This window comes from Actinomadura vinacea, from assembly GCF_039532545.1.
Classification (GTDB): Bacteria; Actinomycetota; Actinomycetes; order Streptosporangiales; family Streptosporangiaceae; genus Spirillospora; species Spirillospora vinacea.
In genome coordinates this window covers 1063635-1077079 of the sequence record NZ_BAAARW010000012.1, presented here as the reverse complement: position 1 = coordinate 1077079, position 13445 = coordinate 1063635, and the positions used below count along the sequence as shown (strand labels likewise).

The window sequence follows — 13445 nt, the reverse complement described above, 5'->3', positions numbered from 1 at the left end:
CCGCATCGCTCCGGCTCGCCTGGCGGCTCGCTGCGCGATCAGGTTCTCGCAGGCTCGAACCTGGCTTCGCACGCGATCGCGGCGGTTGGCGTCGCCGGAGGTTGAGGCAGGGCGGCTGAGGTAGATGGGACACTGCCGGACAGGGATTTATGGCCTGTCCGGCAGTTGTTCGTAAGGGATCACGTTGAGCGATATCGCGGACGTTTCGCTGGCGTATGAGGGAGTCAAGCGGATCGAGTGGGCCGACCGGACGATGCCGGTGCTCCGGCAGATCCGGGAGCGGTTCGCGGCGGAACGCCCGCTGGACGGGCTGCGGGTCGCGGCGTGCATGCACGTCACCACCGAGACGGCCAACCTCATCCGGACGTTGCAGGCGGGCGGGGCGAGCGTGGCGCTGGCGGCGTCCAACCCGCTGTCCACCCAGGACGACACCGCGGCGGCGCTCGTCCAGGAGTACGGCGCCGAGGTGTTCGCGCGTTCCGGGACCGACCGGGAGGGCTACTACCGGCACATCCACCAGGCCCTGGAGACCGGCCCCGACCTGGTGCTGGACGACGGTTGCGACCTGGTGAACACCCTGCACATCGAGCGGACGGACCTGCTCGGCACGGTGAAGGGCGGTTGCGAGGAGACCACGACCGGTGTCATCCGGCTGCACCAGATGGCGCGGGAGGGTGCACTGCGCTTTCCGATGGTGGCGGTGAACGACACCGACACCAAGCACATGTTCGACAACCGGTACGGGACGGGGCAGTCCACGCTGGACGGGATCGTCCGCGCCACCAACACGCTGCTGGCGGGGAAGACGATCGTGATCGCGGGGTTCGGCTACTGCGGGCGCGGGCTGGCCGAGCGGGCCCGCGGGCTGGGCGCCCGGGTGGTCGTCACCGAGATCGATCCGGTGAAGGCACTGGACGCGGCGCTGCAGGGCTTCGCCGTCCAGCCGATGGCCGAGGCCGCACCGCAGGGGGACGTGTTCATCACCGTGACCGGCAACCGGGACGTGATCGCCGGGCATCATCTGGCGGCCATGAAGAACGGGGCGATCCTCGCCAACTCCGGGCATTTCGATATCGAGATCGACGTGCGGGCGTTGCAGGAGATGGCGGTGGAGGTGCACCGGGGGGTGCGGCCGCAGGCCGACGAGTACGTGCTGGACGACGGGCGCCGGCTGGTGCTGCTGGCCGAGGGCCGGCTGGTCAACCTGGCCGCCGCGGAGGGGCATCCGGCGGCGGTCATGGACATGTCGTTCGCCGACCAGGCCCTCACGTGCGCGTGGCTGGCGTCGGCGCACGAGACCCTCGCCCCGGCGGTGCACGAGGTGCCGAAGGAGATCGACAACGAGGTGGCCCGGCTGAAGCTGGCGTCCATGTCGATCAACATTGACACCCTCACCGCCGACCAGGAGGACTACCTGCACTCCTGGCGGATCGGCTCCTGACGTGCCCCGCGGAACCTACCTGCACCTCGACGAGGGCTTGGAAGAGCACTTCCAGTGCGCCCCCGGCGCCGGAGGCTGGCGCTACGTGGGTCAGCGCGCCGACGGACTCCGCGTCGACCTGGTCGTGGACGCCCGCTGGCGGCAGATCCGCGTGGAACTGGCCGCGCCGCATTGGTGGATCCGCGGCGGCGTCACGGGCAACGAGGTCGCCTGGGTGCGCGGCGGCGGTGCCGAGGCCACCGAGCACGCGGAACGCGCGATCGGCCTCCTCGGCGAGTCTCCCGCCTTCCTGGTCGCCGTGGCCCGGACGCTGCGCCTGCCCGAGAAGGAGCACAGGACCGTACGGCTCGTCCAGGTCACCGGTCCGGCCCTGTCCACCCTCACCGTCGACCGCCGCTGGCGGCTGGCGGGCACCTCCACGTACGAGACCGAGACCGAGCCCCTGCCCGTCGAGCGCCACGAGGTGACCGACCTGGCCACCGGCGAAGTCGATGTGGTGCACCTGGCCGGGGACGTGGTCCTGGACGCCCCCGGCATCGAACTGACCACCCTGGAGTCACCCCCCAGCCTCATCTTCTGACCCCTCGGGGTGGAGCCTCCCTGCGGTTCACTGACCGTAGTGCTGCGGGGGCGTCGCGTTGTACTGCTGCTGCTGCGACGGCGGTTGCTGGGGCCAACCGCCGGGCTGCTGTGGCCAACCACCGCTTTGCTGGGGCCAGCCACCGGTCTGGGGTTGGCCGTACGGCCCCGGCGCGCCCGAGGCCGGGGGCGCGGTCAGGACCTGCTGGTACGGCCCCGCCCCGTAGTTGGACGGCGGCAGGAAACGCGGCTGTCCGGGCGCCGGGTTGCTGAACGCGGGCGGCGCGGGCGGGCCCTGCCTGGCCGGAGCCGCCGGCGGGGCCCCGGCCATCGCCATCACCGAAGCGGGAGCGGCGGCCTCGGCGGACGGCCAGGCGACCCCCAGCTTGCGCATACGGCGCGCCTGGCGCATCCAGAGGCGCCACTCCTCCCGGCGGCGCCGTTCGGCCAGCACGGCGGAAATGACGATCTCTGGACGCACCCCCGCGGGCGGTGGCGGGCTCACTACCGCGGCCATCCGGTCCGCGATCCGCTGCCCCAGCCGGTCCCGCACGTCGGGCCGCAGCTCCCAGAACCGCGCCAGGTACTGCCGGGCGGTCATCGCCAGCTCGTCCGACAGCATCGACACCTCCAGCGTGCGGCCCCACCCCGCCAGCTGCGGCGGCATCACCGCCACCGGGCCGTGCAGCGCCGCGTGCGGCATCCGCTCCTGGATGACCACGGTGCCCGCGAACACGTCGCCCAGCCGCTTGCCGCGCTGGTTGAACAGCGAGGTGAGCAGCGCGGGCGCCCCGTAGAAGACGAAGAACTCCAGGAACCCGGCCAGCGCCCGCACCAGCGCCTGCCGGAACCGGATCGGGCCGCCGTCGTCGGCCACCACCCGCAATCCCACGGCCAGCTTGCCGAGGGTGCGGCCGCGCGACAGCGTCTCGAACGCGCACGGATAGCCGACGATCACCGTCGCGATGCCCAGGATGCTCAGCCCGGCCGACCAGGCGTCGTCGGCGACCATCGCGGTCGCCCCGGCCAGGTACAGCACCAGGTTGAGCAGCATCAGCTGGAGGAACACGTCGATGAGGAGGGCGCACCCCCGGCTGGCCAATCGCGCCACTCGGATATCGAGCGCCACGGCCTCGCCGGTGACGAGTTGGGTCACGGTCCCTCCTCCTGAATGGGGTGCGCGGTCCATTTTGCCCGCACCGGGGCCCGAGGCGTTAGTCTCGCCGGGTGGACGTCGACGCCTACGTGGCCGCGCACAACGCCGAGTGGGTGCGCCTGGAGCGGCTGATCAACTCCAGCCGGAAGCTGACCGGAGCGGAGATCGACGAACTGGTCGAGCTCTACCAGCGCACCGCCACCCACCTGTCGGTGGTGCGGTCCAGCTCGCCCGACCCGATGCTGGTCGGACGGCTGTCGGGGCTGGTGGCGCGGGGCCGCGCGGCGGTCGCGGGCGCGCAGGCGCCGCTGTGGCGGGACGTCACCCGCTTCGCCGCCGTGTCGTTCCCGGCCACCGCGTACCGGATGCGCTGGTGGTGGCTGGGCTCCGCGGTGCTGGGCAACCTGCTCGCGCTGGTCGTGGCGATCTGGGTGGCCCGCAATCCCGAGGTGCAGGCGGCCATCGCCACCCCGCACGAGATCCGCGAGCTGGTCGAGAACGACTTCGCCAACTACTACACCGAGCACTCGGCGGCCTCGTTCGCCTTCCAGGTCTGGATCAACAACGCCTGGGTGTCGGCGGTCGCGCTGATCTTCGGCATCCTGCTCGGCATCCCGACGGTCTACGTGCTGTGGCTCAACCAGCTCAACCTGGGCGTGACGGCCGGGCTGATGTTCGCCAACGGCAAGGGCGACGTCTTCTTCGGCCTGATCCTGCCGCACGGCCTGCTGGAGCTGACCGCCGTCTACCTGGCGTGCGGCGCGGGCCTCAAGCTCGGCTGGACGATCATCGATCCCGGGCCGCGCCGCCGCGGCCAGGCCCTGGCCGAGGAGGGCCGGGCGGCCGTCGGGATCGCGCTCGGGCTGATCGGCGCGCTGCTGGTCTCGGGCCTGATCGAGGGATTCGTCACAGGCTGGGTGCACACCACGTGGCTGCGGATCGGGATCGGCGTGGTCGCGGAGGCGGCCTTCCTGGCGTACGTGATCGTCCTGGGCCGCCGTGCCGTCCGGCGGGGCGAGACGGGCGACGCCGACCTCCGCCCCGACCTGGCCCCCACCTCGGGCTGATCCGCCCTTGAGGGGCCTTATCAGAGCAGTGCGGGAAGGTCAATGTCGAAAGGAAATGGCTGCTCCGTCTTGAGTGCTCCATGATAGGCACCCGTCTCGGAATATTCCCGACTTGCCGGATTAAGTGCGAATGTATACGTGGTCAGTCCTGACGAGTTCTCTTCGAGGCGCCAGTAGTGCGGAATCCCCGCCTGTGCGTACTCCACTGGTTTGGAGAAGCGATCCGTACTCACGCTGCCGGTGCTCATGATCTCAACCGCCAGCAGAGCGTCCCCTGGGAGGACCGGCCGATTGCGCGGGTCGCCCCGATAGACAAGAACGTCCGGACGGCGGTTGGTCAGAGGCACCTCTGAAATGCGCAGATCGGAGTCGATCGTCGCGCGCCATGGCGGAGGCGCCGCACGCTTCAGGGCATGGGCGAGCTCCATCGCGATTTCGTTGTGCCTGGGGGTCGCTGCGGGCGACACGACGATGCTCCCGTCGACGATCTCGATGTTCCGGCAGTCTTCTACCGGCATCCGATCGTATTGCTCCGCGGTGATTCCTTCGTCGGGAAGTGACAACATCCATTCCGGCAATGCGCCCATCTTGTCCACTTCCTTTAGTGGCGCCTGAATTGTACTCGGCTCGTTCAGGGGAAGAGGTGCCGCCATGTCACAGAGCGTACCGCCCGGAAACATTGTCACATGACCTGCGGCGAAGTTTCTCGCACGGTACCGCGTGGTTTCCGCGGGCTCAGAGGCGGCCTGCGGCCTTGAGGGCCAGGTAGGCGTCGGCCAGGGCGGGGGCGATCTCGTCCGGCGGGGCGTCCACGACCTCGACGCCGTACGAGCGGAGCTCGGCGGTGAGGCGGCGGCGGTCGAAGCGGGCCCGCTCGGCCGCGGCGGCGTCGTACACCGCCGCCAGGTCGCCGCGCGTCTCGGCCATCTCGCCGACCCGCGGGTCGCTCACCGCGGCCAGCATGACCAGGTGGCGGGCGGTGAGCTGGGGGAGGAGCGGCAGCAGGCCCTCCTCGATCGCGGCCGGGTTCAGCTCGGTGAGCAGCACGACCAGGCAGCGCTGCCGGACCCGCGACATCAGCGTCGACACCATGCCCGCCGCGTCGCACTCGATCAGCTCCGGCTCCAGCGGCGCCATCGCCTGCACCATCGCGGGCAGCAGGTCGGTGCGGGACGCGCCCTCCACCCGGGCCCGGACCCGCCGGTCGTAGGCGAGCATGTCGACCCGGTCGCCCGCCCGGGACGCCAGCGCGCCCAGCAGCAGCGCCGCGTCCATCGAGCAGTCCAGCCGCGGCACGTCGCCGACCCGGCCCGCCGACGTGCGGCCGGTGTCGAGCACCAGGTAGAGCCGCCGGTCGCGTTCCGGCCGCCAGGTCCGGACGACCACGTCCGCGCGGCGCGCGGTGGCCCGCCAGTCGATCGACCGCACGTCGTCGCCGTCCACGTATTCGCGCAGCGAGTCGAACTCGGTGCCCTGCCCGCGGATCAGCGCCACGTGCTGGCCGGTGAGCTGGCGCAGCTTGGACAGCTTGGCGGGCAGGTGGCGGCGGGACGGGAACGCGGGCAGCACCCGGACCGTCCACGGCGCCGGGCGCGACAACTGCCGCGCGGCCAGGCCCAGCGGCCCGGCGGAGCGGACCGTGACCGTCACCGCCCGCCGGTCGCCGCGCCGGGTGGGGTGCAGCGTGACGTCGGCGCGGCGGCGTTCCCCGGCGGGCACGTCCACCCGCACGGTACGGGGCGTCGCGCCAGCGCTCGGCGGCCACGCGTCCCGGAGCACGGCCTTCAGCCGGCGGCGCCCGAGGTTCTCCACGATCAGGCCGACCCGGGCGCTCTCGCCGAGCCGGACGTTGGTGTCGCCGTCGCGGTGCAGCCGCAGCGCCCGCACGTTCCCGGCCAGCACGAGGTCGACCGCGACGGCCAGCAGCAGCACGCCCCAGACGCCGAGCAGCGTCCACCAGCTCGGCAGGAAGATCGGCACGATGGCGCCGAGCAGGGCCAGCAGCCCGAGACGTCCGGTCAGCGCCATGCCCGCTCTCCCGTCCTCGCCGCGATCCCGGTCACCTCGGCCCGCTCAGCGCGGTGCCGGGACGTGGGACAGGATGCCCTCCAGCACGCCGTCGGCGGTGGCGCCCTCCAGCTCGGCCTCGGGCCGCAGCTGGACGCGGTGCCGCAGCGTCGGCCGGGCCAGCGCCTTCACGTCGTCGGGCGTCACGTAGTCGCGGCCCGACATCCACGCCCACGCCCGCGAGGTCGCCAGCAGCGCGGTGGCGCCGCGCGGCGACACGCCCAGGGCCAGCGACGGGGACTGCCGGGTGGCGCGGCACAGGTCGACGACGTACGCGGCGACCTTCGCGTCGAGGTGGACGGTGCGGACGGCCGCCCGCCCGGCGGCCAGCTCGTCCGGGCCCGCCACCGGCCGGACGGCCGACAGGTCGCTCGGGTCGAACCCGGTCGCGTGCCGCTGCACCATCGCGATCTCCTCGTCCCGGGTGGGGACGGGGACGGTCAGCTTCAGCAGGAACCGGTCGAGCTGGGCTTCCGGAAGCGGGTAGGTGCCCTCGTACTCGATGGGGTTCTGGGTGGCGCAGACCACGAACGGGTCGGGCAGCGCCCGCGGCGCGCCCTCGACCGACACCTGCCGCTCCTCCATCGCCTCCAGCAGCGACGCCTGCGTCTTGGGCGGGGTCCGGTTGATCTCGTCGGCCAGCAGCAGGTTGGTGAACACCGGCCCCTCGCGGAACTCGAACTCCGCGGTCCGGTTGTCGTAGATCAGCGAGCCGGTGACGTCGCCGGGCATCAGGTCGGGGGTGAACTGGACCCGCTTGAAGTCCAGGTCGAGCGCCCGCGCCAGGGTGCGGATCATCAGCGTCTTGGCGGTGCCCGGGACGCCCTCCAGCAGCACGTGCCCGCGGCACAGGAGGGAGATGACCAGCCCGGTGACCACCGCGTCCTGGCCGACCACCGTCTTGGCGACCTCGGCGCGCAGCGCGGTCAGCGCGGTGCGGGCGGTCTCCGCGCGCCGCCGCGCCTCCTCGCTCTCGGCCGCGGCGGCCGGATCGGTGTCGGCCGGCTCCCCGGCACCGCCGTCCTTGTCGAGTCCGACTGGGTGGTTCACGAGTGGCGTACCTGCCTTTCCAGGTCGTCGAGCACGTCGGTGAGCCAGACGAGCTGGCCGTCGTCCGCCGGTTCAGGACCGTACAGGGCCGCGCCGACCATCGCCTCGTCATAGGTGGTGCGGTGGGCGACGGCGGTGACGATCTCCTGCGCGGTGGACGGGTCCTCAGCGGCGCTGCGGGGCAGCCCGAGCAGCGGGACGAGCCGTTGCCTGGCCCCGGCGCGCAGCGCGTCGGCGGCGCGGTCCCGGGCCCGGTGCGCCCGGTACAGCCGGGCCCGGCCCTCCACCGTCTCGGCGGATCGGACGACGACCGGCAGCGTCTCGGCCACCACCGGCCCCAGCCGCCGGGCCCGCCACAGCGCGACCACGGCGACGGCGATGAGCAGTTGCAGGACGAACAGCTTGACCCCGAACGGCAGCAGGTCGTCCATGGTCTTCTCCTCGCTGCCACTGCCCGGCTCGGGCGGGTCGGGGATCAGCCAGACGACCGAGGAGCGCGCGCCCGCCAGGTTCATCGCCAGCGCGGCGTTGCCCTCCTCGTCGAGCTTGTCGTTGGTGAGCGGTGAGGAGGACCCGAGCACGGTGATCGTGCGGGTTCCGTCCCGCGTCTGGACGAGCCGGTAGAGCCCGTCGGCCTCGTAGCAGCCGGTCCCGCCGGGCGGGAGCTCGTAGGTGTCGGAGCGCTCGAACAGGACCTCCCCGGCCGGCGTGGCCGCCGGCAGGGCGCAGTCGGGGCCGGCGATCGACTCGAAGCTGCTGCTGCCGCGCTCGACCCCTGGCGCCAGCGCCCGCAGGACGTCCCGGGTCGGCTCGACCAGCAGCACGTCGGCCCGGACGCCGCGCAGCCTTTGGAGGTCGGCGTCGGTGATCCGTTCCGGGCGGGTGACCACGAGCGTCGTCCCGGCACCGGCGGCCGCGGCCGCGTCGGCGGCGCTCCGCGACACGTGCACGGGCGTGCCGCGCTGCTTGAGGGTCTCCGCCAGCGCCCGGCTGCCGCCCGTGCTGGGCGACTCGGGGTCCAGGTCCTGGGTGGTGCCGCTCGGACGCAGCAGGGCCAGCCCGATCGCGATCACGATCATCGCGAGCACCGTGAGGAGAATCCCCCGGGAGGCCCGCCAGCGGCGCGCCGCGACCTGCCCGGCGGAGGGCCCGTCGCCCGCCGTGCCGCCCGCCGTGCCGCCCGCGGGGGCGCTCGGCGGCTTCGTCGTGGTCACCACCGCGTGCCCCTGTCCTCCGCCGCCCCGGCGCCGGCCGGCGCAGCGTCCGCGTCGTTCCCGGAGCCGAGGGGGCGGGGGCGGGCTGCGCGGACGCGGTCGTCCAGGGCCTTCATCCGGGCGTACGCCTCGGCGCTGCCCGGCCGGTCGCCGTACCAGACGTCGTCGAAGATCCGCACGCCGTCGGTCAGCTCGCCGGCCAGCTCGGGCAGCGCGGCGCCCGCCTCGGCGCCCAGCTCGTCGGCGGTACGGCCCGGCTGCGGCGCCAGCACGGCGCGTTCCTCCAGGTCGCGGGCTATCGCGCGGAGCCGCTCGCGGATCGCCTGCGGCCAGTCGCCGGCCGCCGCGAACTCCTCGGCGGCGGTCCGGTGGTCCTTGGCGGTGGTCGGCTCCTCCTCCAGCAGCGCCTCGCGGCGCGACCGCACGTTCTTGCGGCCCCGCATCAGCCACGCCACCAGCGCGATCGCCGCGGCCACCACCAGCAGGACGACGACGATCGACAGCCAGCCGCTGCCGTTGCCGTGCGCCGTCGGGTCGGTGGACCGGTCGAACAGATCGCGCATCCAGTCGCCGAACCGGTCCAGGAACCGTTCCAGCCAGGACGGACGGTCGCGGTGGTAGATCGGCTTGTCCAGCTCGCGGCGGGCCAGCTCCTGGGCCTCGTCACGGCCGATCGGGTCGAGAATCATGGCATCGCCCCCGATCCGTACTGGGGAGGTCCTTGCCGCGGTCCATAGCCGGGCGGGTACTGGGGCCCGTACTGCACGGGCTGCGGTCGCGGCTGCGGCGGCGGGCTGGGGCGCCAGTGCTCGAAGAACCCGTCGTCACCCGCGCTCGCGGTCGCCGGGGCGTCGGCCGCCGCCTGCACGCCCCGCCGTTCGAGCGCGCGGGTGCGGAGTTCGAGGTCGAAGCCCTCCCGCCGCATCCGCCGGTCGATGTAGAGCAGCGCGATGACGCCCGCGTCGAACGGCAGCACCACCGACCAGCTGACGATGCGCCCAAGGGTGTCGATCGACAGCGCCAGCGCCGTCTGCGAGTCCTCCATGCCGCCCCCGCCGAAGAAGACCAGCTCCACCAGCAGGAACGGGATCCGCAGCGCGAAGAAGCCCATGAAGATCGTGACGAGGATGGCCAGCAGCATCGTCCCGCACGTCCGCCACCAGCGGCCCCTGGACAGCGCGTACGCCCTGCGCAGCGCCCCTTCGAAGCTCTCCCGCTCCATCACCACGGCGGGCGCGGCCAGCACCAGCAGCACGTACAGCCACACCATCAGCACCACGCCGACCGGGAACCCGATCAGCGCCGCCAGCACGCCCAGCGCCGGATGCGCGTCCACCGCCAGGAACAGCACGAACGGCAGCACCGGCAGCGCCAGGCCCAGCAGCGGCACCAGCGTGACCGTCACGCCGACCCCGATCAGCCGGCCCGCCCTCGGCCGGGTGTCGCGCCAGGCGCCGCGCAGGGAGGCGGGCAGTCCGAACAGCCCGCGGCCCAGCACCGGGCTCAGCAGCCCGGCCAGCAGCACGATCCCCAACGCCGACAGCACCAGCCCGAAGATCCCCAGCGTGAACTGGGTGCCGATGGAGCGGACCACCCAGCCCGGGCTGACCTCGCCCCGGGCCGAACGGCCCACGAAGAAGTACGCCGCCACCGACCCGGCCACCTGGATGACGGTGGTGATCGCCACCGAGGGGCCCAGCACGGCGCGCGGGTACAGCCGGACGCAGGCGATGGCGCCGTCGAGGATCTCCGAGATCGACAGCGGCCGGAACGGGATCTCGCCCGCCAGCGCGGCGTCCTCGCCCCCGAGCCCGGGGATCTCGCCGGCCGAGCCGGCCGAGGCCGCGCCCGCCGGCGGCGCCGCACCGCCCTCCGGCTGGGCACGGCCGTTCAGGGCGCCTTCGGGCACGGCGCCGCCGCCCGGTACGGCGCCCTGGTCCCCGGCCGCGCCGCCGCCCGGGACGGCACGCTCGTCCCAACCGTCCGGTGTCGGCATGTCTGCTCCCCGTGCGATGACTCGTCAGGTCATCCTGTCACGGGCGGGCTGCCGCGATTGCCCGTCCCCGTCCGTTCGTGCGACGACGGGATCGGCGGGCCGGCCCGCCGATCGAGGTCAAACCGGGGAACGCGCCGCCGGTCGTTCTTTACAATCCGGCTGCGGGCCGGGGCGCGGCGGCCCGGCCCCGGGCCGAAGCGGCACCATCGGCCCGACAGGAAGGGTCATGTAGGAGCCAAACAAGGGTAACCTGGCACGCCAAGGTGTGTCCTGCCCTTCCGGCACACTCCACCGACCCCCGACTTGTGACGATGAGGGCCATGAGAGGACGTGTACTGGTCGTCGACGACGACCTCGCGCTCGCCGAGATGCTCGGCATCGTGCTGAGGGGCGAGGGTTTCGAGCCGTCGTTCGTGCACGACGGCGACAAGGCGCTCGAGGCGTTCCGGGAGACCCGGCCCGACCTCGTGCTCCTCGACCTGATGCTGCCCGGCGCCGACGGCATCGACGTGTGCCGGCAGATCCGCGCCGAGTCCGGCATCCCGATCGTGATGCTCACCGCCAAGAGCGACACGGTCGACGTGGTGCTGGGCCTGGAGTCCGGCGCCGACGACTACATCGTCAAGCCGTTCAAGCCCAAGGAGCTGGTGGCCCGGGTGCGCGCCCGGCTGCGCCGCACCGACGAACCCGCCCCCGAGACGCTCCAGATCGGCGACATCACCATCGACGTGGCCGGGCACTCGGTCAAGCGCGGCGACCGGCACATCCCGCTCACCCCGCTGGAGTTCGACCTGCTCGTGGCGCTGGCCCGCAAGCCGCGCCAGGTGTTCACCCGCGAGGTGCTGCTGGAGCAGGTCTGGGGCTACCGGCACGCCGCCGACACCCGGCTGGTGAACGTCCACGTGCAGCGCCTCCGAGCCAAGATCGAGAAGGACCCGGAGCGCCCTGAGATCGTGGTGACCGTACGCGGCGTCGGCTACAAGGCCGGCCCCGCCTGACACACACCCGGAACGGAGCACAGCGAAGTGGAGGGTGTCGGCCAGGCGGTTCGCGACGGGGGTCCGGGGGTCGTTCCCCGGCCGCCGGCTCGGCCGCGGGTGCGGGGCGACGGCCCTCCTGAGTGCTTGGGCGTGCCTGCGATACGCAGGAGGCGGTTTCCCGTAACGGACCGCGAGCGCCGGCGAAGCGAAGGAGGCGTTTCGCTTCATCCCGGGGGATACGGGGGGTCGTCCCCCCGCAGTGAAGACCGATGAACAAGGTGAAGCGGCTGGTCCGCCGCGGGCTCGGCACCGGACGCCGGGTGGTGCGCGGCGCGGTCCGCCGCGCCTACGCGCGCTGGCGCCGCTCCATCCAGGTGCGGGTGGTCACCTCCACGCTGTTCATCTCCGCGATCGTGGTGGCGATCCTCGGGCTCTTCCTCATGCAGCAGATCACCACCGCGCTGATGGACGGCAAGATCAAGGCGGCGCTGCTCCAGCTCGACGAGGGCCTCGGCGCCGTCCAGCGCGACCTGGGCACCCCCTCCGAAGACGCCGGCGGACGGCTGGAGAGCGTGGTGAACGGGCTGAAGGCGCGCAGCGGCCCGTCCGGGCTCTACGAGATCTACATCCGCGACGTGCGCGAACCGTACTTCGACGGGTTCGCCACCAACGAGCTGCGTCAGGAGAGCGTCCCGCAACGGCTCCGCGACGAGCTCGGCAAGGGGCCCACCGGTGCCCGCGACCACACCTTCGGCAGGCTCTCCTACATCGGCCGCGGTTCCGAGCCCGGCCTGATCGTCGGCGGCAAGGCCGGCCAGTTCGAGGTGTACTACCTGTTCCCGCTCACCGAGGAGCAGCGCACCCTGACCTGGGTGGGCCGTTCGCTGGCCGGGGTCGGCGCGGTGCTCGTGCTGCTGCTGGCCGCGATCGCGTCCCTGGTCACCCGGCAGGTGGTGATCCCGGTGCGGCTCGCCGCGCAGGGCGCCCAGCGACTGGCCGCCGGACGGCTGGAGGAGCGGATGCGGGTCCGCGGCGAGGACGACCTGGCCAAGCTGGCCAGATCGTTCAACGACATGGCCGCCAACCTGCAGGAGAAGATCGGCGAGCTGGAGGGCCTGTCGCAGGTGCAGCGGCTGTTCGTGTCGGACGTCTCACATGAGCTGCGCACCCCGCTGACCACCATCCGGATCGCCGCGGACATGCTCTACGAGTACCGCGACACCTTCTCCGACCCGGCCGTCGGACGGTCCGCGGAACTGCTGCAGAGCCAGCTGGAGCGGTTCGAGTCGCTGCTGGGCGACCTGCTGGAGATCAGCCGGCACGACGCCGGCGCCGCCACCCTGGACGCGGAGTCGCTCGACATGCGCGACCTGGTGCTGCGCGCGGTCGGCGACATCCAGAACCTGGCCGAGCGCAAGGGCAGCAAGGTGGTGTTCCAGCTGCCGGGCGAGCCGTGCATGGCCGAGGTCGACCGCCGCCGCGTCGAGCGCATCCTGCGGAACCTGCTGGTCAACGCCGTCGAGCACGGTGAGGGCGAGGACATCGTGGTCACCGTGGGCGCCGACCGCGACGCGGTCGCGGTCGCGGTCCGCGACCACGGCGTGGGCCTGAAGGCGGGCGAGGGCCAGATGGTCTTCGACCGGTTCTGGCGCGCCGACCCGGCCAGGGCCCGGACCACCGGCGGCACCGGGCTCGGCCTGTCGATCTCCCGCGAGGACGCCCAGCTGCACGGCGGCTGGCTCCAGGCGTGGGGCGAGCCCGGGGCGGGCTCCCAGTTCCGGCTGTCGCTGCCCCGGGTCGCGGGCGCCGAGCTGCGCGGCTCGCCGCTGCCGCTGGTGCCGCCCGAGGCGGGCAGCGCCCGCCCGCTGTTCGCGGAACTGGAGGCGGGAGATTGA

The 13445-nt window shown here is 72.8% G+C and carries 12 protein-coding genes; 5 read left to right on the top strand and 7 right to left on the bottom strand.

Annotated features, from left to right (window positions below; translation table 11 throughout):
- Positions 1-184: 184 nt before the first annotated feature.
- A complete protein-coding gene (gene ahcY, locus ABD340_RS20230; protein WP_344590628.1) occupies positions 185-1441 on the top strand; it encodes an adenosylhomocysteinase in 1257 nt (418 codons plus the stop codon).
- A gap of 1 nt (position 1442) precedes the next feature.
- The gene (locus ABD340_RS20225) at positions 1443-2021 is read left to right on the top strand and encodes a hypothetical protein (protein WP_344590626.1); all 579 of its coding nucleotides are present in this window, start codon (positions 1443-1445) and stop codon (positions 2019-2021) included.
- A gap of 27 nt (positions 2022-2048) precedes the next feature.
- Here ABD340_RS20225 and ABD340_RS20220 read toward each other — a convergent pair whose 3' ends face one another.
- Positions 2049-3176 (bottom strand): RDD family protein, encoded by a 1128-nt coding sequence (locus ABD340_RS20220; protein WP_344590625.1) that lies wholly within the window; start codon positions 3174-3176, stop codon positions 2049-2051.
- A 71-nt stretch (positions 3177-3247) separates the two neighbouring features.
- Here ABD340_RS20220 and ABD340_RS20215 point away from each other — a divergent pair, with 71 nt between their 5' ends.
- Positions 3248-4243, top strand: coding sequence for a stage II sporulation protein M (locus tag ABD340_RS20215; protein ID WP_344590624.1), 996 nt, complete (start codon positions 3248-3250; stop codon positions 4241-4243).
- A 20-nt stretch (positions 4244-4263) separates the two neighbouring features.
- Here the strand turns inward: ABD340_RS20215 and ABD340_RS20210 are convergent, their stop codons facing one another.
- From ABD340_RS20210 to ABD340_RS20185, 6 genes are all read right to left on the bottom strand, one after another.
- Positions 4264-4896, bottom strand: coding sequence for a Uma2 family endonuclease (locus ABD340_RS20210; RefSeq protein ID WP_344590622.1), 633 nt, complete (start codon positions 4894-4896; stop codon positions 4264-4266).
- A gap of 82 nt (positions 4897-4978) precedes the next feature.
- On the bottom strand, positions 4979-6271 hold the full coding sequence (locus ABD340_RS20205) for a DUF58 domain-containing protein (RefSeq protein WP_344590621.1): 1293 nt from the start codon (positions 6269-6271) through the stop codon (positions 4979-4981).
- Between the two features lie 45 nt (positions 6272-6316).
- Positions 6317-7240: an AAA family ATPase gene (locus ABD340_RS20200; RefSeq protein ID WP_344590753.1), complete on the bottom strand. Its 924-nt coding sequence runs from the start codon at positions 7238-7240 to the stop codon at positions 6317-6319.
- Positions 7241-7356: 116 nt separating this feature from the next.
- Positions 7357-8574 (bottom strand): DUF4350 domain-containing protein, encoded by a 1218-nt coding sequence (locus tag ABD340_RS20195; RefSeq protein WP_344590619.1) that lies wholly within the window; start codon positions 8572-8574, stop codon positions 7357-7359.
- Positions 8571-9263, bottom strand: coding sequence for a DUF4129 domain-containing protein (locus tag ABD340_RS20190; protein WP_344590618.1), 693 nt, complete (start codon positions 9261-9263; stop codon positions 8571-8573). The genes ABD340_RS20195 and ABD340_RS20190 overlap by 4 nt, the downstream gene beginning before the upstream one ends.
- Complete coding sequence (locus ABD340_RS20185) at positions 9260-10570, bottom strand: hypothetical protein (RefSeq protein ID WP_344590617.1); 1311 nt, start codon at positions 10568-10570, stop codon at positions 9260-9262. Before ABD340_RS20185 ends, ABD340_RS20190 begins: the two co-directional genes overlap by 4 nt.
- Before the next feature lie 320 nt (positions 10571-10890).
- Here ABD340_RS20185 and mtrA point away from each other — a divergent pair, with 320 nt between their 5' ends.
- On the top strand, positions 10891-11568 hold the full coding sequence (gene mtrA, locus ABD340_RS20180; protein ID WP_030165828.1) for an MtrAB system response regulator MtrA: 678 nt from the start codon (positions 10891-10893) through the stop codon (positions 11566-11568).
- 251 nt (positions 11569-11819) lie between these two features.
- Positions 11820-13445: an MtrAB system histidine kinase MtrB gene (mtrB, locus tag ABD340_RS20175; RefSeq protein ID WP_344590616.1), complete on the top strand. Its 1626-nt coding sequence runs from the start codon at positions 11820-11822 to the stop codon at positions 13443-13445.